The organism is Sphingomonas sp. Leaf20, from assembly GCF_001421535.1.
GTDB lineage: Bacteria > Pseudomonadota > Alphaproteobacteria > Sphingomonadales > Sphingomonadaceae > Sphingomonas.
The window spans coordinates 556,335-572,996 of the sequence record NZ_LMKN01000008.1; the positions used below are offsets into that span (position 1 = coordinate 556,335).

Genomic DNA, 16,662 nt, shown 5'->3' on the forward strand with positions numbered 1-16,662 from the left:
CCCCGGATCACTGCCCCCGGATCACTGCCCCCGGATCACTGCCCCCGGATCACTGCCCCCGGATCACTGCCGGTGGGCGACCATCGTCGAGGTCTTCCCGAACTTCAGGTCGTTGACCGCGCTGGTCATCGTCGTGCCGTCGAGCGACAGCGACATGGTGTAGGTGCCGATCGGCACGTCGCCTTCATAGTCCGTTTCGACCAGCGTCGTCGGTCCGGTCTGTTTCAGCGCGACCTTCGTCCACCCCGGGTCGCCGGTCACCGCCGCCGCTGGGCCGTCGATCGTCGCGACATAGGATATGCCGGTCGGCGTCGAGAAGGTCATCGTCTTGCCCTCCTGCGCGAAGGTGAAGACGAGGCCCGTGTCGGACACCTGCGTATCGGTGGTTTCGCGCCACGCGCCCGATAACGCATGCGCGCCCGCCGGGGCAGGCGCGACGCGTGCGTTGACCGTCGTCCCCGTCACCTCGACGCCGCTCGGGGCGGTGCGGTCGACGAAGGCGGACGACGAACTCTGCCCGTCCGCGGCCAGCGTCACCGTCGCCTCGGCGACCGTTTTGCCGCCCTTCCGGAACGCCCGCTTGATCGTCGTCGCATCGACCACGGCAACCGACGCCGCATCATAATAGGGGTTGCCGGCGATCGGGTGAAATGCGCCATCGGCGGGGAATTTGAGCGCGGGCTTGCACGTCGTGCAGCTGAAGATGCCCGCCTGGACGAGGACGATCGAGGGTTTCTCCGCGGGTTTGCCTGCCCTTACGTCTCCTTTCCAGGTGCCGTCGAACACCCCCCTGGCAAGCGCGGGGGTGGTGGCAAGGGCCGTGGCCAGCAGCAGGGCCAGGCCGGTCGCAAAGCGTTTCATCCGTCAACCTCCTCTCGATGGGGACGCGACTCGACTCGGGCGGGCGCGTTTGCGACGTCGGACCGGGCCGGCGCGAAGACTGCGCGCGCCGCCGGGGTGCCGCAAGCGACGTCCGCGTCTTGGTACGGATAGGACAGAGCAGCGCACGTCGCCCGCGGTGTTGACGCCCATCCCCCGTCACCGGTATCAGGCGCCTCCGGGGCGGTCCATCACGGGCCGCCCTTCTCGTTTCGAAGAGGAAGCGCCTGTGACCATCACCCCGCTCATGCCCGTCTACCCGCGGTGTGGCGTGCGTCCGGTCCGAGGCGAGGGCGCGTACCTCTTCGGTGAGGACGGCCAGCAATATCTCGATTTCGCCAGCGGCATCGCGGTCAACGCGCTCGGCCACGCGCACCCGCATCTGACCAAGGCGATCGCCGACCAGGCCGCCACGCTGATGCACGTGTCGAACCTGTACGGCAGCCCGCAGGGCGAACATCTCGCGCAGCGCCTCGTCGACAACACGTTTGCGGACACCGTGTTCTTCACCAACTCGGGTGCGGAAGCGGTGGAGTGCGCGATCAAGACCGCGCGGCGCTATCATTTCGCCAACGGCAATCCCGAGCGGCACACGCTGATCACGTTCGACACCGCGTTCCACGGCCGCACGCTGGGTGCGATCTCGGCGACCAACCAGGCCAAGATGCGCGACGGGTTCGAGCCGCTGCTGCCCGGATTCGCCTATGCCAAGTTCAACGATCTCGAAGGCGCGCTCGCGCTGATCGACGACCATACGGCAGGGTTCCTGGTCGAGCCGATCCAGGGCGAGGGCGGTATACGCCAGGCGAGCCCCGAATTCCTCCAGGGTCTGCGGAAAGCGTGCGACGAGCACGGCCTGCTGCTCGTCCTCGACGAGGTCCAGTGCGGCTATGGCCGGACCGGCAAGTTCTTCGCGCACGAGCTGTACGGCATCACCCCCGACATCATGTCGGTCGCCAAGGGCATCGGCGGCGGCTTCCCGCTCGGCGCGTGCCTCGCGACCGAGGAGGCGGCCAAGGGCATGGTCGCGGGCACGCACGGCTCGACCTATGGCGGCAACCCGCTCGCGATGGCGGCGGGCGAGGCGATCCTCGACGTGATCCTCGAGGACGGGTTCCTCGATCATGTCGCCACGATGGGCGACCGGCTGCGGCAGGGGCTCGAGCAGATGATCCCCAATCACGATCACCTGTTCGACAGCGTCCGCGGCACCGGGCTGATGCTCGGGCTCAAGCTCAAGAGCGACAGCCGCGCGTTCGTCGCGTTTGCGCGCGATCATCACAATCTGCTGCTGGTGTCGGCGGGCGAGAACGTCATCCGCATCCTGCCGCCGCTGGTGATCGACGAGAACCACATCGCCGAGTGCATCGACAAGCTGTCGACCGCTGCGCGCGTTTATGTGCCCGCCGCCGACGATTGACCATCTACCCCTCCCCCAGCGGGGGAGGGGGCCAGCACAGCTGGTGGAGGGGTGTCGCCCCCAGTGATCGTGGAAACGCATCCACGCCTCGCTGCGCGAGCGGTCCCCCTTTCCTTGCAGGGGAAGACTTTATGACCCGCCATTTCCTGAACCTCACCGACGCCGGCGCCGACGGTATCGCCGCGATGCTCGCCGACGCGCTCGATCGCAAGGCCGCGCGCGCGGGCTTCCCCAAGGGCCGCGCGGACGCCGATGCGCCGCTCGCCGGCCATACGCTCGCGATGGTGTTCGAGAAGAATTCCACCCGCACGCGCTTCTCGTTCGACATGGCGATCCGCCAGCTCGGCGGCACCTCGATCGTGTCCGACGCGGGCTCGATGCAGCTTGGGCGCGGCGAATCGGTCGCCGACACCGCGCGCGTCCTGTCGGGCTATGTCGACGCGATCATGATCCGCACCGACGATCACGCCAAGATCGAGGAGATGGCGCATTACGCCAGCGTCCCCGTCATCAACGGCCTGACCGACGCGTCGCATCCGTGCCAGATCATGGCTGACCTGCTGACGATCATCGAGTGCGGCAAGACGCTGCCCGGGCTCAAGGTCGCGTGGCTGGGCGATGGCAACAACGTGCTCGCCTCGATCGTCGAGGCGGCGGGGCTGATGCAGTTCGACGTCGTCGCCGCCTGTCCGCAAGGCTATCAGCCGACCGACACGGACGTCGCGCTCGGCAAGGGCCGTGCGAAGGTCGTGGCGTCACCGCAAGAGGCGGTCGAGGGGGCGGACATCATCGTCACCGACACCTGGATCTCGATGGGACAGGCACATGCCGAGACCAAGCTGAAGGCGCTGACGCCGTATCAGGTCGACGCGGCGCTGATGGCGCGCGCCAAGCCCGACGCGAAGTTCCTCCACTGCCTCCCCGCGCATCGCGGCGAGGAGGTCACGCCCGAGGTGATCGACGGCCCGCAGTCGCTGATTTGGCAGGAGGCCGAAAACCGCCTCCACGCGCAGAAATCGGTGCTGCGCTGGTGCTTCGGGCAGATCGGCTAGTCTGGATCTGATCCGTCATCCCAGCGAAAGCTGGGATCTCCCCGTTCGGGCCGCAGCGTCCGCCAATCGGGATACCCCAGCTTTCGCTGGGGCGACGGACGGGGGCGAGACCGGGCGCCCGATCGGTTGATCGAGCGCTTGCGCGCCCCCATTTCCGTCATTCCCGCGGAGGCGGGAATCCAGGAACTCCGAGCTCACGGTCAGCCCATGAGCGCTTGCCGCTCTGGATCCCCGCCTGCGCGGGGATGACGACGGCGTGGGGAATGACGAAGGAATGATGGTGAACGACCCCAACATGACCGATCTCGACCGCGCGCTGGCGTTCGCGATTCCCGCCCGCAGCGCCCGCGGCCGTGTCGTCCGCCTCGGCACCGCACTCGACGAGGTGCTCGCGGCGCACGCCTATCCGCCCGCGATCGAGAAGCTGCTCGCCGAGGCGCTGACGCTCGCCGCGCTGATCGGCTCGACGCTGAAGGATTCGAGCGGCCAGCTGACGATGCAGACGCGCACGGACAATGGCGTCGTCCAGCTGCTGGTCTGCGATTACCGCGGCGGCGAAGTCCGCGGGTACATCGAATATGACGCCGCCAAGCTCGCCGAAGTCCCCGCCGAGCCGAGCCTGTTCGCGCTGTTCGGCGCGGGCTATCTCGCGATCACGTTCGACATGGCGAGCAGCAACGAGCGCTATCAGGGTATTGTCCCGCTCGACGGCGACACGCTGTCGCAGGCGGCGCAGAGCTATTTCACGCAGTCCGAACAGATTCCGACGATGGTGCGCACCGGCATGGCCAAGGGGCCAGACGGTCGCTGCGTCGCGGGCGGTCTGTTCCTCCAGCACCTTCCCGAAGGCGAGGACGGGCGCGAGCGGCTGCATACCAAGCTCGACCATCCCGAATGGGAGCATGTCGCCACGCTCGGGGGCACGATGGGCGCGGACGAACTCACCGACGCGGCGCTCCCGCTCGAGACGCTCGTGTGGCGGCTGTTCAACGAGGAGGAGGATGTCCGCATCCTCGCCGACATCCCGATCATGCGCGGCTGTCGCTGCGACCCCGACTATATCAAGGGCGTGATCGCGAAGTTCCCGCTCGACGAGCGCCGGTCGATGGCGGACGAAACCGGCTTCATCCAGGTCGACTGTGCGTTCTGCGCGAAGAAATTTCCGGTCCCGGTTGATGCCTGAAACGCGGCCTCGTTAACGCGGCCTTCACCTTGCGGCGGTATCGGTCTCCTCGTGCTTTACAGGTTTCAGCACGTTTCTCCCTTGAGGCGCTGCAAGCGCCAACCTCAGGGCCGCCTTCGGGCGGCCCTTTCTTTTTGCCGCGGTCTGGCCTAGCGCGTCGCGCATCATGACATCTCCTGCTCCCCTAGCGGTCGCCCTCGTCTCGGGCGGCCTCGACTCGATGGTTTCCGCGGCGATGCTGCGCGACTCCGGGCGCCGCCTCCTCGCGCTGTCGTTCGATTACAATCAGCGCCACCGTATCGAGCTCGACGCCGCCCGCAACGTCGCCACCGCGCTCGGCGCCGAACGCCATATCGTCCTGCCGATGGACCTGTCGGCGTTTGGCGGCTCGGCTTTGACCGCCGATATCGCCGTGCCCAAGGACGGCCTCGGCACCGAGGACGGCGGCGGCATCCCCGTCACCTACGTGCCTGCGCGCAACACGATCTTCCTCAGCCTCGCGCTCGGCTGGGCCGAGGCGGCGGGCGCGCGCGACATCTATATCGGCGTCAACGCGCTCGATTATTCGGGCTATCCCGATTGCCGCCCCGAATTCATCGCCGCGTTCGAGGGGCTCGCCGAACTCGCGACCAAGGCCGGAGTCGAGGGTGATCCGTTCCGCATCCAGGCGCCGCTCCAGCACATGACCAAGGCGGATATCGTCCGCGAGGGCACGCGGCTCGGGCTCGATCTCGGGCTCAGCTGGTCGTGCTACGATCCGACCCCCGACGGCAGGCATTGCGGCGAGTGCGACAGCTGTCGCCTGCGGTCGCGCGGTTTCGACGAGGCGGGGATCGCCGATCCCACGCTCTATGCCGTGAAGCCCGTCTGACGATGAGCTATGCGGTCAAGGAAATGTTCCTGACGCTGCAGGGCGAGGGCGTGAACGCCGGGCGTCGCGCGGTGTTCGTGCGCTTTGCCGGCTGCAACCTCTGGTCGGGGCGCGAGCAGGACCGCAGCACCGCAGTATGCCGCTTCTGCGACACCGATTTCGTCGGCACCGACGGTCTGGGCGGCGGCAAGTTCGCCGATGCGCAGGCGCTTGCCGACGCGGTTTCGGGCTTCTGGGGCGCAGGCGAGCAGGACCGCTTCGTCGTGCTGACCGGGGGGGAGCCGATGCTCCAGATCGACGATGCGATCGTCGACGCGCTCCACGCCGCGGGCTTCAGGATCGCGATCGAGAGCAACGGGACGCTCCCGGTCCACCCCGGGATCGACTGGGTCTGCATCAGCCCGAAGGCGGGCAGCATCGTCGTCCAGCGCAGCGGCGACGAGTTGAAGCTGGTCTGGCCGCAGCCCGGCACCGACATCGCCGACGTGGAGCGCTGGGACTTCGCCAACCTGCTGCTCCAGCCGCTCGACGACCCGCAGGCGGATGCGAACCGCGACGCGTGCGTCGCGCTGGTGATGGAGCGCCCGCAATGGCGGCTGTCGCTCCAGACGCACAAGATGCTGGGTCTGCGCTAGACCGGCGCTCGCGCGTCGCGTCCTCCCGACGAACGTCAGGACCCAGGAAAAACCCCCGGCCCATCGGGACCCGGGGGCGTCATGCTCAGCGGTTGGCGATGCCAACGCCCACGGCGGGCGGCCAGTCCTGTGCGCCGCACTTCTTGGCGACCCATTCGGCCTTCTTGTTCCAGCAGATCGCATCGAGCCGCGGCATCTTGACGCGGTCGCGCCCGATATAGCGCGGGAAGCGCTGCTCGCCCCACGGGATCAGGCTGTTGCGCAGCTCGCGCGTGCGCGCCAGCGTCAGGTCGCCGAACTGGCCGCGCGGCGTGAACAGCGCGTCACGGCCGATCGACGCGGTGGTCTGGCAAAAGCCATATTGCGCCGCGACGGTCGCGAAGTTCGAATAGGTCCGCGTCCCGAACTGGTCGAGTGCGGCCTGTCCGGCCTTGACGCCCTTGGCCTTGTTGACGCGCAGGAAGTATTTGCTGATCGTGTCGAACGCGGTCTTGAGCTCGACGTCATGGTCGTCGAGGATCGCGTTATAGTTCGACACGGTCAGCAGCGTCGGCTCGAACTGGCATTGCAGCGCCGCGACGTTCAGCGCGGCGCGCATGTGCCAGACCATCGCCGCACGGCGTTCGGCGGGGGTCGCGTCGGGCATCGCCTGGCCGAGATCCGCCTCGTCGCCCGTGACGGCGGGTGCCGAAAAATCACGGGACTGCAGAAAAAACTGGGCGGAAGCGGGCTGTGCCAGCGCCATTCCCCCCGTCGCCGCGCAAAGCGCCAGCGCAGTACGCACCATCTTCATTCCCAACTCCCCGGGCATTCGCTGCCAGCGATTCTAGAGCGTTTCGCGGCAACTCCCAACTGTTTTCGAGGGGTTGGAACCTTTGGACAGGCGCTTCGTGGCGGCTCTCGCGTCGCTTTTTCGTCGCAACCGAAACGAGCAGCGGTCACCGGTACCCGGCCCGATCGCCGGAATGACAAAGGGCCGCCCGGTTTCCCGGGCGGCCCTCCGCATCACGTCAATTTCCGGAACCGGAAATTACATCATGTTGTTGGTCATCATGGTGTCGTTCGACATCATCGTGTCGTTCGCCATCATGGTGTCGTTGGCCATCATGCCGTCGTTCATCGCACCGTCAACGGCGGTCATGTTGTCGGTCATCGTGTCCATGCCCTCGGTGGCATTCATGTCGGTGACCATCGTGTTGTCGGTCGTCTCGGTCTTCGGACCGCATGCCGAAACGGCGAGTGCTGCGCTGGCGATCAGCGAGCCGGTCAGAACCTTGGAGATGAGTGAACGCATTGGAAGCTCCCTAGATAGAGGATTTGGTAGCCCTGAAGGCCAGGTATATACCCAAATCGTGGTGGACATTAATCTGTTAAGGCCTGGCCCTCAAGCCTCGTTTTCTTGAGCCAAAGAAAGTGTTTCAAGGAACGTGCTGCGCGTCAACGCCAGGGCGGCATCAAAAGTTGCCATATCGCCGCGAATGCCGAGCGCTTTCAGGCTCGTCACGGGAAATTCGGCGAGTCCGCAGGGGACGATTCCGCCGAAATGCGAGAGATCGGGGTCGATGTTGACGGCAAAGCCATGCAGCGTGACCCAGCGTTTGACGCGTACGCCGATCGCGCCGATCTTGGCTTCGCGGCCGCCAAGCGACGGGTCGCGCGTCCAGATTCCGACCCGACCCTCGACGGAGAACGCGTCCACGCCGAGTTCGCCGAGCGCCGCGATCACCCAGTCCTCGACCGCGTGGACGAACCGGCGGACGTCGCGCCCCCGCCGGCCGAGGTCGAGCACGAGATAGCCGATCCGCTGACCGGGGCCGTGATAGGTATATTTGCCGCCGCGCCCCGTATCGAACACCGGAAAGCGCGGATCGACCAGATCGACCGGATCGGCGCTGGTCCCCGCGGTGTAGACCGGGGGATGCTCGAGCAGCCAGATCAGCTCGCGTGCGTCCCCCGCGGTTACCGCGGCCGCGCGTGCCTCCATCTCCGCCAGCGACGCGGCGTAGGGGCTTAACCCCGCGCTCGTCCGCCATTCGATATCGCCCGGCAGGGTCGGCGAACCGGGCGTGGCCGGGGGCTGGGCCGCATCGGGCGAGCCGGGGGCGGTGCCAGGGGTGGGAAATATCGTCACCAGGCCCATCTGCGCATTCGAGGGGCGCGATGCAAGCGAGCCCGGTTTCCGGTGCAGCGCGTCCGCGATCGACACCGGTGGTCAAGGTCGGGAGGTTCGGCTAGTCCTCCGCGCTTATGGTCGATCGACCCGCGGCGACCGCGGACAGGTCGGCATGAGGATGGCCCGGGGCTTTTGCTCGGGGCTGGGGGCCGGGCCTTGGGGCTCGGGCCTTGGGTTCGGATCGTGCGGGGGATCAGGCAGATGGCGACAGACGGAACGACGGGACGGCGGGTGACGATCGAGCGGGTCTGGGACCGGACGACCGAGGTGCTCAGCGGGCGCAGCGGCGTGATCGCGTCGGTCGCGTTTCTGACACTGGTGCTGCCCCCGATCGTCAACGGCGCCCTGGTGCTGCTCGCGCCCCAGCCGCCCGCGGCGCAGCTGCTGACGTTCGTGGTCGGGATCGCGTCGGCGGTCCTCTCGATCTGGGGATCGCTCGCAATCCTGGCGCTGGCGACGCACCCGTCGACGGATCGATCCTCCGCCTATCGGCAGGCGACCGCGCGGCTGCTGCCGACGATCGGCGTCTCGCTCGAAATCGGCATCATCGCGCTGCTGCTGATGGCGCCGATCGTCATCGCGCTCGCCGCGACCGGGTTCGACTTCGCCGCCGCATCGGACGCGGCGAACGCCAACACGCCGCAGTCGATGCCGTCGCTCGCGCCGGGCGTGGCGATCTTCATCGTCCTGTACGGGCTCGCGCTGGTCATTCTCGCCTTCTGGGCCAGTGCGCGGCTGATGCTCGTCACCGCGGTGGTGCTCAACGAGCGGCTCGGCCTTGGCGCGATCCGTCGCGCGATCGCGCTCAGCCGGGGGCTGACATGGCGGCTTGTCGGCGTCCTGCTGCTGTTCGCGATCGTGTTCGGCGTCGCGACCTTCGCCGCGCAGGCGGTCGTCGGGCTCGTGTTCCGGCTGATCCTTGGCGGCGAACAGGTCGCGACCGCGCTTTTCCTAGCGGGCATTGCGGGCGCATTCGTCAGTGCAGCGTTGATGGCGCTCGCCTATGTCTTCACCGCCCAGCTGTATGTCGCCACACGAGAGAAGCCGACCGCCGAATGAAAATCGACTTTGCCGGGGTCCTGAAGGACGCCTGGACCCTGTTCAAGCGGGACCGCGATCTGCTGGTGCGGATCGTCGGACCGTTCCTGTTCCTGCCGGCCTTCGCGCTGGCGCTGGTGGTTCCCGACCCGCCCATGCCCGAAGCGGATGCGCGCGGCGACGAGACGCAGGCCTTGGCCTGGGCCGAGGCCGTCACCGACTGGGCCGGGACGAACGGCGGCTGGTATTGCCTGGCCTATGCGCTGAGCTTCTTCGGGATGGCGCTCGTCTACGCGCTGTATCTCGACCGCGACCGCGTCGACGTGCTGACCGCGCTGAAGCGGTGCGGCGCGATCCTGCCGCGCTATCTGCTGGCGATGATCCTCGTCTCGCTGCCCGCGGGGGCGGGGCTGCTGCTCTATGCGCTGCCCGGCCTGTATATTCTCGGGCGGACGATGCTGACCGGGCCCGTGCTGGTCAGCGAGGGGCCGATCGGCGCATTCGCCGCGATCCGTCGCAGCCTGTCGCTGACGCGTGGCGCCGGGCTGCAGCTCATGTCGCTCTCGGCGTTCAGCTATCTCAGTGGCTGGCTGCTCGGCGCGCCCTTCATGGCGCTCGACCGGGCAATGCGCGCCAGCGGGCAGGGTAATCCCATAGCGATCGCGCTGGTCGATGCAGGGGCGGCGGTCGCGGCGACCGCGTCGGGGATCGCGACCGCACTGATCGCCGTCTCGGTCTATCGCCGGCTGTATCGTTAGGCGAGTAGCGGGATCTGCGGCGCGGCGTCGCGCGGCAGGACGCCGCTGGTGCGCGGATCGGGGAACGTCTCGATCGTCCGCTTGACCGCGACAAACCCCTGCGCCCGGTAGAAGCCGAGTGCGCCGGGATGGTCGAGCGTACAGGTGTGCAGCCACACCCGTTCGACGCCCTTGGTCCACGCGCGTGCCAGCGTTTCCGCCATCAGCCACCGGCCATGGCCCTGGCCGGCAAGCTCGGGCACCAGCCCGAAATACGAAATCTCGCACGCGGCGGGCTGGCGGAAATCGAGTTCGACCATCCCGACCTCGATCCCCGCCGGATCGATCACCGCGTGGACCTGGATCAGCGGATCGTCGAGGATCGCCGACAGCGCCGCGTCGGCCATCACCAGCCGGGAGAACCACAGCCACGGTGCGCCGACGCGTGCGAACAGCGTGCGATAGCGGTCGATCGCCGGGCGCTCCCAGCGCACCAGCCGGAAGCGCGACCCCGGGATCGGCCGAAGCGGCGGCCTGCGCCGCATCTCGAGCGTGGTGACGATCGTCGCCAGCACGTCGTTCGCGACCGGGATCAGCGCCACCGCGTCAGGCGCCCGTCACGACCATGTCGCGCGCGGCGGCAGGCTCATCAGGATCGCGTCGATATTGCCGCCCGTCTTCAGCCCGAACAGCGTCCCGCGGTCATAAACCAGGTTGAATTCGGCATAGCGCCCGCGCCATTCGAGCATCGCGGCCTCTTCCGCCGGGGTGAAGGGTGTTGCCATGCGCCGCCGCACGATCCGCGGATAGGCGTCGAGAAACGCCTCGCCGACATCGCGCGTGAACGCGAAATTCGCGTCGAAATCGCCATCGAGATGATCGAAGAAGATCCCGCCGACGCCGCGCTCCACCTTGCGATGGGGGATGTAGAAATAGGTTTCGGCCCAGTCCCTGAACCGCGGATAATAAGCGGGGTCGTGCGCATCGCACGCCGCCTTCATCGTCGCGTGGAAATCGGCGGTGTCCTCGGCGATCGGCAACGGCGGGTTGAGGTCGCCGCCGCCGCCGAACCACCGCTTGGTGGTGTTGAGGAAGCGGCAGTTCATGTGCACCGCAGGCACGTGCGGGTTCGCCATGTGCGCGACCAGGCTGATCCCGGTCGCGAAGAAGCGCGGATCGTCGCCCGCGCCGTGGATCGACTTGGCGAACTCGCCCTCGAACGTGCCGCCGACGGTCGAGACGTTGACGCCGACCTTCTCGAACACGCGCCCCTTCATCACGCCCATCACGCCGCCGCCGCCCGGCCCGCCCGACGGATCGATCCGGTCCCACGGCGTATAGGCGAACGCGGCATCGGAGCCCGCCTCGCGCTCGATCGCCTCGAACGCCGCGCAGATGCGGTCGCGCAGCGATTCGAACCAGTGACGGGCGGCGGCTTGCTGGGGGTCGAGTTCGATCATGGCGCCATCCCTACCCGATCCGGAACGGGGCGGGGAGGGGGGCCGTTAATAGGCAAACGGCGCTCATCACAGAGACCCGTCATCCTGACGAAAGTCAGGACCCAGAGCCATAAACGGCGGCGCGCGTTACCCTGGGTCCTGACTTTCGTCAGGATGACGGGGGCGAAAACCAGCCCCTAGGCCGGCCAGCCGCCCGTCTGCCGCAAGGCCTCTGCCGCGACGATCGCGGTCGCCACCGAGATGTTCATCGAACGAAGCCCCGGCCGCATCGGGATCACCACGCGGACGTCGGCGCGCGCATGCACGTCGTCGGGGACGCCCTTGCCTTCGCTGCCCATCAGCAGGACGTCGTCCGCACGGAACGCCGCCGCGTCGAGCCGCACCGCACCCTTGGTCGTCAGCAGCACGATCCGACCGCTGACCTGTCCCAGGAACGCGTCCCAGTCGACGTGCCGGACGACGTCGACCGCGCCGACATAATCCATCCCGGACCGCGCGACCGCCTTTTCGCTCCACGTGAATCCCATCGGTTCGATCAGGTCGACCCCCAATCCGAGGCACGCGGCGGTCCGCAGAATTGCGCCGACATTGCCGGCGATATCAGGCTGGTAGAGGGCGATACGCATGGCCGGGTCACTAGCGGGAAACCCCGCCGGGTCAAAATGCTGTTGGCAAAGCGGGGTTGCGCCGTCTATCACCGCCCCTGCCTCCGTGGGGACGGTCAGGCATGGTGGGCATACGGTTCGAACGAACGCGTTGCCCGCGGTGCCCACGATATAAGAACGTATAGGGCGAGATGAATGGCTGCAGTCGACGACATGGTTCCTCCAGGCGAAACGCCAGAACCCTTCGAAGAGGCGGCTCACGACCCACGCCGTCGTGATTTTATCAACATTGCCGCGGTCTCCTTTGCCGGCGTCGGTGCGGTCGCGATCGTCCTGCCGCTCATCAACCAGATGAACCCGTCCGCGGACGTGCTCGCGCAGTCGACCACCGAGATCGACCTGTCGAAGATCCTGCCGGGCCAGGCGATCAAGACGTCGTTCCGCAAGCAGCCGCTATTCGTGCGCAACCTGACGCCGAAGGAAATCACCGAGGCCGACGCGGTCGACGTCTCGACGCTGCGCGATCCGCAGACGCTCGAGGAGCGCACCAAGGCGGGCAAGAAGAACTGGCTGATTACGCTGGGCGTCTGCACGCATCTCGGCTGCGTCCCGCTCGGCGCGGGCGAGGGCGAGAACAAGGGCCCGTTCGGCGGCTATTTCTGCCCGTGCCATGGTTCGGCGTACGACACCGCCGCGCGCATCCGCAAAGGCCCTGCACCGACCAACCTCCACGTGCCGGACTATGCCTTCAACTCCGACACCGTCGTCACGGTAGGCTGAGGAAAACGACATGAGCTTTCCCTGGGCCAAGCAATACGAACCGAAGCTGCCGCTGACGCGGTGGCTGGATGAGCGGCTTCCCGTTCCCCGGCTCGTCTACAACTCGCTCGGCGGCGGTTATCCCGTTCCGCGCAACCTCAATTATTTCTGGAACTTCGGCGTCCTCGCCGGCGCCGCGCTGGCGATCCAGATCGTCACCGGCATCGTGCTCGCGATGCATTATGCCGCCAACGGCACGGTCGCATTCGACTCGGTCGAAAGCATCATGCGCGACGTCAACGCGGGCTGGTTCCTGCGCTATGCGCACGCCAACGGCGCGTCGATGTTCTTCATCGTCGTCTACACGCACATCTTCCGCGGGCTCTATTACGGCTCGTACAAGGCCCCACGCGAGATGGTGTGGCTGCTCGGCGTGACGATCTTCCTGCTGATGATGGCGACCGCGTTCATGGGCTATGTGCTCCCCTGGGGGCAGATGAGCTTCTGGGGCGCGCAGGTCATCACCGGTTTCTTCTCGGCAATCCCGCTCGTCGGCGACACCATCCGCATCTGGCTGCTCGGCGGATTCGCGCCGGACAACGCGGCGCTCAACCGCTTCTTCTCGCTGCATTATCTGCTGCCGTTCGTGATCGCGGGCGTCATCATCCTGCACATCTGGGCGCTGCATATCCCGGGCTCGAACAACCCGACCGGCGTCGACGTGAAGGGCGAGCAGGACACCGTCCCGTTCCACCCCTATTACACCGCGAAGGACGGCTTCGGGCTCGGCATCTTCCTGCTCGTGTTTGCCGGCCTGCTGTTCTTCTTCCCGAACTATCTCGGCCACCCGGACAATTACATCCCGGCGAACCCGCTCTCGACGCCCGCGCACATCGTCCCCGAATGGTATTTCTGGCCGTTCTACGCGATCCTGCGCGCCTTCACCGCGGATTTCATCCTGCCGGCGAAGCTGTGGGGCGTGCTGGCGATGTTCGGCTCGATCCTGCTGCTGTTCTTCCTGCCCTGGCTCGACAATTCGCCGGTGCGGTCGAACAATTACCGGCCCAAGGCGCGGATCGCGTTCTGGGTGCTGGTCGTCGACATCCTGGTGCTCGGCTATTGCGGCGGCGCACCGGCGACGGCGTTCTACGTGATCCTCAGCCAGATCTGCGCTGCCTATTACTTCGCGCATTTCCTGATCATCCTGCCGCTGATCTCGCGGTCGGAGCGGCCCCGGCCGCTTCCCAACTCGATCACTGAGGCGGTTCTGAACAAGCGTGGCGGCACTAGCCCTGCCCACACCGCGCTCGCGACGAACCCCGCGAACTGAAACGGACTAGAGGACACACACATGGTTCGTCTCATCGCATCCCTCGTCGGCGCGGCCTTCGTCCTGGTGCTCGGTATCGCGCTGTTCGGCAGCGTCTCCGGGGCCATCACGGATCCGGCGGCCCCGACGGCCGAGAGTGAATATCACCACCACCCCAAGGAGCTCGACATCGCGTCGAACGGCGTGTTCGGTCGCTTCGACCGCCGTCAGCTCCAGCGCGGGTTCCAGGTCTACAAGGAGGTCTGCGCGGCCTGTCACTCGCTGCGGCTGGTGGCGTTCCGCGACCTCCAGAAGATCGGCTATACCGAGCCCGAGGTTAAGGCTATCGCCAGCCAGTGGGTGATCGAGCAGCCGTCGATCAATCCCGAGACGGGCGAGCCGGCAACGCGCAAGAACATCCCGTCGGATCGTTTCCCGTCGCCGTTCGCCAACGAGGTCGCCGCGCGCGCCGCGAACAACAACGCGCTGCCGCCCGATCTCTCGCTGATGACCAAGGCGCGTCACGACGGCGGTGCCTATGTCCATTCGCTGCTGACTGGCTATCAGGCACAGCCCGCCAAGCTGCTCCAGGAGTTCCCGGATGCCAAGACGCCCGAGGGACTGCACTACAACCCGTATTTCGCGAACCTGAACATCGCGATGCCGCCGCCGCTGACGTCGGATGGTCAGGTGACCTATGCGGACGGGACGAAGCCGACCGTGGATCAGATGTCGACCGACGTGTCGGCCTTCCTGACCTGGACCGCCGAGCCCAATCTCGAGGCACGCCATGCCGCCGGGTTCGCGTCGATCATCTTCATCCTGATCTTCTGCGGCCTCGCCTGGGGCGCGTACCAGAACGTCTGGCGCGACGTGAAACATTGATCGCACGGCCCGCCGTCGTGCGGGTCGGGTGATTTCTGGACCAAGGTTCGAACGGCGGATCCGGCAAGGCCGGGTCCGCCGTTCTGCTGTGCGGGCCTTGTGAATGTGGAGATGCGCTAGGCGGCGGGCTCTCGCAAATCAGCGTCGCGAGGGCGATACTCGCTCGCGACGCCCGCCCTGATGCCGAATCAGAAGCGCCCTATGCGCTCAGGGAGCCAATCCCACCCCCACGCCGTCATCCTGACGAAAGTCAGGATCCAGAGTAAAGCAGCGTTGGCGTTCGTGATCCTGGATCCTGACTTTCGTCAGGATGACGGACGGGGGGCGGGCGGGTTCGGATTCCCGTTGCTCTCGAACGCGTGCTCACGACCGCACATGACCGACCGGAATCACACCCCCCACCAAACCTCTCGCAACCCCGCCCCCGACGCCCGTCAGCACCGGTTCATGGAACCTGCGGTATGCCGATAGGGTTATACGGCGAATGGCGGCGCGTTGGGTCCGCTCTCCACGTATGGGAGATTTCTCATGTTCTTCAAACGCATAGGCTTGGTCAGTCTGACCATCGGACTCGGACTTGGCGTCGCCGGCTGCACGGATGGCTATGGATATGGCGGCGGCGGTATCGGGTACGCCAGCGATCCCTATTATGGCTATGACGACGGGTTCGGCGGCTTTGGCGGCGGGTACGGGGGCGGGTATGGCGCAGGCTATGCCGGCGTCGGGCTCGGCTCCTATTATGGCTGGTCCAACGGCTATTATTATCCGGGGTCGGGCGCCTTCGTCTATGATCGGTACCGTCGCCCCCATCGCTGGAACGGCGCGCAGCAGCGCTATTGGCAGGGGCGTCGCGGCGACTATCGCGGCAACGGCAACTGGGGCGGCTTCGCCCGCGGCAACAGCCCGGCGGCGCGCGAATATCGCGGCGATCGGCGTGAGGCCAACCGCGATTTCCGTCGCGACCGACGTGACGACCGCGGGCAGGTGCGCAGCGGCCAGATCACGCCCGACCAGTACCGCGCAGAGCGTCGTGGTGCACGCCAGGCGTATCGCGGGGAAGCGCGACAGGATCGCCGCGAATATCGCCAGAACCGCGGCAGCGCGCCGCGCTTCAATGGCTATCGTGGCGGTGGGCGCGGCGGTGGCGGCAACCCCTATGAGGGCATTCGCACGCCCAAATAAGTCCCAGACGGGTCAGACTGCAGGCGCGTCCTTGGGGCGCGTCTGCACCAGCCCGTTCGACACGAACGTCATCACCATCACGTCGTCCTGGTTGAACACGCGCATCAGGCTTTTGTAGATTCCCATTTCGGGCCGGCTGGCGGACACGCGCTTTTCGAGGATCTCGGTTTCACAGCGCAGCGCGTCACCCGGATAGACCGGCTTGAGCCATTTGAGCATGTCGATCCCGGGCGAGCCAAGCCCCGCCTGCCGGTTCGCCTTCAGATTCTCGACCACCATCGCCATCACCATCGCGCAGGTGTGCCATCCGCTCGCCGACAGCCGTCCGAAATGCGTCTGCGCCGCCGCCTCGTCGGACAAATGAAAGGGCTGCGGATCATATTTCGCGGCGAAGGCGGTGACCTCTTCGCGCGTCACCGCATAATGGCCGAACGACGCGGTCGCGCCGACCGAGATATCCTCGAAATACTGCAT

At 66.7% G+C, this 16,662-nt stretch carries 19 protein-coding genes; 11 read left to right on the top strand and 8 right to left on the bottom strand.

All coding sequences use genetic code 11. The features are described from left to right. Positions 1-63: 63 nt before the first annotated feature. Positions 64-861 (bottom strand): hypothetical protein, encoded by a 798-nt coding sequence (locus ASE72_RS10830; RefSeq protein ID WP_056020722.1) that lies wholly within the window; start codon positions 859-861, stop codon positions 64-66. 247 nt (positions 862-1,108) lie between these two features. On the opposite strand from ASE72_RS10830, the gene ASE72_RS10835 reads away from it, so the two are divergent. The 5 genes from ASE72_RS10835 (at position 1,109) to queE (ending at position 6,040) form a co-directional block, all read left to right on the top strand. Further along, positions 1,109-2,299 carry an aspartate aminotransferase family protein gene (locus tag ASE72_RS10835; protein WP_056020725.1) on the top strand — a complete coding sequence of 397 codons (1,191 nt, stop codon included), beginning with the start codon at positions 1,109-1,111 and terminating at the stop codon, positions 2,297-2,299. Between the two features lie 131 nt (positions 2,300-2,430). Then, positions 2,431-3,351: an ornithine carbamoyltransferase gene (gene argF / locus ASE72_RS10840; RefSeq protein ID WP_056020728.1), complete on the top strand. Its 921-nt coding sequence runs from the start codon at positions 2,431-2,433 to the stop codon at positions 3,349-3,351. A 277-nt stretch (positions 3,352-3,628) separates the two neighbouring features. Beyond that, positions 3,629-4,534, top strand: coding sequence for an Hsp33 family molecular chaperone HslO (gene hslO, locus ASE72_RS10845; protein ID WP_056022183.1), 906 nt, complete (start codon positions 3,629-3,631; stop codon positions 4,532-4,534). Between the two features lie 166 nt (positions 4,535-4,700). Further along, positions 4,701-5,405, top strand: coding sequence for a 7-cyano-7-deazaguanine synthase QueC (gene queC / locus ASE72_RS10850; RefSeq protein WP_056020731.1), 705 nt, complete (start codon positions 4,701-4,703; stop codon positions 5,403-5,405). 2 nt (positions 5,406-5,407) lie between these two features. Continuing rightward, positions 5,408-6,040 (top strand): 7-carboxy-7-deazaguanine synthase, encoded by a 633-nt coding sequence (gene queE / locus ASE72_RS10855; RefSeq protein WP_056020734.1) that lies wholly within the window; start codon positions 5,408-5,410, stop codon positions 6,038-6,040. Between the two features lie 85 nt (positions 6,041-6,125). Here queE and ASE72_RS10860 read toward each other — a convergent pair whose 3' ends face one another. From ASE72_RS10860 to lipB, 3 genes are all read right to left on the bottom strand, one after another. Further along, positions 6,126-6,833, bottom strand: a complete 708-nt coding sequence (locus ASE72_RS10860) for a hypothetical protein (RefSeq protein WP_056020737.1) — start codon at positions 6,831-6,833, stop codon at positions 6,126-6,128. Positions 6,834-7,070: 237 nt separating this feature from the next. Further along, entirely contained in the window at positions 7,071-7,334 is a 264-nt protein-coding gene (locus ASE72_RS10865; RefSeq protein WP_056020741.1) for a hypothetical protein, read from the bottom strand. 90 nt (positions 7,335-7,424) lie between these two features. Next, positions 7,425-8,090 carry a lipoyl(octanoyl) transferase LipB gene (gene lipB / locus ASE72_RS10870; RefSeq protein ID WP_056022186.1) on the bottom strand — a complete coding sequence of 222 codons (666 nt, stop codon included), beginning with the start codon at positions 8,088-8,090 and terminating at the stop codon, positions 7,425-7,427. 324 nt (positions 8,091-8,414) lie between these two features. Between lipB and ASE72_RS10875 the strand changes: the two genes are divergently transcribed. Together ASE72_RS10875 and ASE72_RS10880 are read left to right on the top strand one after the other, a co-directional pair. Beyond that, positions 8,415-9,272, top strand: a complete 858-nt coding sequence (locus tag ASE72_RS10875) for a hypothetical protein (protein WP_056020744.1) — start codon at positions 8,415-8,417, stop codon at positions 9,270-9,272. After that, positions 9,269-10,009, top strand: coding sequence for a hypothetical protein (locus ASE72_RS10880; protein WP_056020746.1), 741 nt, complete (start codon positions 9,269-9,271; stop codon positions 10,007-10,009). The genes ASE72_RS10875 and ASE72_RS10880 overlap by 4 nt, the downstream gene beginning before the upstream one ends. Here the strand turns inward: ASE72_RS10880 and ASE72_RS10885 are convergent. The 3 genes from ASE72_RS10885 to ASE72_RS10895 form a co-directional block, all read right to left on the bottom strand. After that, positions 10,006-10,590, bottom strand: coding sequence for a GNAT family N-acetyltransferase (locus ASE72_RS10885; protein WP_056020749.1), 585 nt, complete (start codon positions 10,588-10,590; stop codon positions 10,006-10,008). The genes ASE72_RS10880 and ASE72_RS10885 overlap by 4 nt on opposite strands. 15 nt (positions 10,591-10,605) lie before the next feature. After that, a complete protein-coding gene (hemF, locus tag ASE72_RS10890) occupies positions 10,606-11,448 on the bottom strand; it encodes an oxygen-dependent coproporphyrinogen oxidase (RefSeq protein ID WP_056020751.1) in 843 nt (280 codons plus the stop codon). Between the two features lie 176 nt (positions 11,449-11,624). Beyond that, positions 11,625-12,074: a tRNA (cytidine(34)-2'-O)-methyltransferase gene (locus tag ASE72_RS10895; RefSeq protein ID WP_056020754.1), complete on the bottom strand. Its 450-nt coding sequence runs from the start codon at positions 12,072-12,074 to the stop codon at positions 11,625-11,627. Between the two features lie 192 nt (positions 12,075-12,266). On the opposite strand from ASE72_RS10895, the gene petA reads away from it, so the two are divergent. From petA to ASE72_RS10915, 4 genes are all read left to right on the top strand, one after another. Then, complete coding sequence (gene petA / locus ASE72_RS10900; protein ID WP_056022189.1) at positions 12,267-12,833, top strand: ubiquinol-cytochrome c reductase iron-sulfur subunit; 567 nt, start codon at positions 12,267-12,269, stop codon at positions 12,831-12,833. Between the two features lie 10 nt (positions 12,834-12,843). After that, positions 12,844-14,142, top strand: a complete 1,299-nt coding sequence (locus tag ASE72_RS10905; protein WP_056020756.1) for a cytochrome b — start codon at positions 12,844-12,846, stop codon at positions 14,140-14,142. Between the two features lie 21 nt (positions 14,143-14,163). Further along, the gene (locus tag ASE72_RS10910) at positions 14,164-15,006 is read left to right on the top strand and encodes a cytochrome c1 (protein ID WP_056020759.1); all 843 of its coding nucleotides are present in this window, start codon (positions 14,164-14,166) and stop codon (positions 15,004-15,006) included. A 528-nt stretch (positions 15,007-15,534) separates the two neighbouring features. Further along, positions 15,535-16,188, top strand: a complete 654-nt coding sequence (locus ASE72_RS10915; protein ID WP_056020761.1) for a hypothetical protein — start codon at positions 15,535-15,537, stop codon at positions 16,186-16,188. Between the two features lie 12 nt (positions 16,189-16,200). On the opposite strand, the gene ASE72_RS10920 is transcribed toward ASE72_RS10915, so the two are convergent. Next, positions 16,201-16,662 (bottom strand): MaoC family dehydratase, encoded by a 462-nt coding sequence (locus tag ASE72_RS10920; RefSeq protein ID WP_056020763.1) that lies wholly within the window; start codon positions 16,660-16,662, stop codon positions 16,201-16,203.

Excerpts from the sequence above, each read along its gene's own strand:
- ASE72_RS10880 (WP_056020746.1), top strand. The coding sequence starts at position 9,269 with ATGAAAATCGACTTTGCCGGGGTCCTGAAGGACGCCTGGACCCTGTTC.
- hslO (WP_056022183.1), top strand. The coding sequence starts at position 3,629 with ATGGTGAACGACCCCAACATGACCGATCTCGACCGCGCGCTGGCGTTC.
- ASE72_RS10830 (WP_056020722.1), bottom strand. The coding sequence starts at position 861 with ATGAAACGCTTTGCGACCGGCCTGGCCCTGCTGCTGGCCACGGCCCTT.
- ASE72_RS10910 (WP_056020759.1), top strand. The coding sequence starts at position 14,164 with ATGGTTCGTCTCATCGCATCCCTCGTCGGCGCGGCCTTCGTCCTGGTG.
- hemF (WP_056020751.1), bottom strand. The coding sequence starts at position 11,448 with ATGATCGAACTCGACCCCCAGCAAGCCGCCGCCCGTCACTGGTTCGAA.
- ASE72_RS10875 (WP_056020744.1), top strand. The coding sequence starts at position 8,415 with ATGGCGACAGACGGAACGACGGGACGGCGGGTGACGATCGAGCGGGTC.
- ASE72_RS10860 (WP_056020737.1), bottom strand. The coding sequence starts at position 6,833 with ATGAAGATGGTGCGTACTGCGCTGGCGCTTTGCGCGGCGACGGGGGGA.
- argF (WP_056020728.1), top strand. The coding sequence starts at position 2,431 with ATGACCCGCCATTTCCTGAACCTCACCGACGCCGGCGCCGACGGTATC.
- queC (WP_056020731.1), top strand. The coding sequence starts at position 4,701 with ATGACATCTCCTGCTCCCCTAGCGGTCGCCCTCGTCTCGGGCGGCCTC.
- ASE72_RS10895 (WP_056020754.1), bottom strand. The coding sequence starts at position 12,074 with ATGCGTATCGCCCTCTACCAGCCTGATATCGCCGGCAATGTCGGCGCA.
- ASE72_RS10920 (WP_056020763.1), bottom strand. The coding sequence starts at position 16,662 with ATGCAGTATTTCGAGGATATCTCGGTCGGCGCGACCGCGTCGTTCGGC.
- ASE72_RS10915 (WP_056020761.1), top strand. The coding sequence starts at position 15,535 with ATGTTCTTCAAACGCATAGGCTTGGTCAGTCTGACCATCGGACTCGGA.
- petA (WP_056022189.1), top strand. The coding sequence starts at position 12,267 with ATGGTTCCTCCAGGCGAAACGCCAGAACCCTTCGAAGAGGCGGCTCAC.
- ASE72_RS10865 (WP_056020741.1), bottom strand. The coding sequence starts at position 7,334 with ATGCGTTCACTCATCTCCAAGGTTCTGACCGGCTCGCTGATCGCCAGC.
- ASE72_RS10905 (WP_056020756.1), top strand. The coding sequence starts at position 12,844 with ATGAGCTTTCCCTGGGCCAAGCAATACGAACCGAAGCTGCCGCTGACG.
- queE (WP_056020734.1), top strand. The coding sequence starts at position 5,408 with ATGAGCTATGCGGTCAAGGAAATGTTCCTGACGCTGCAGGGCGAGGGC.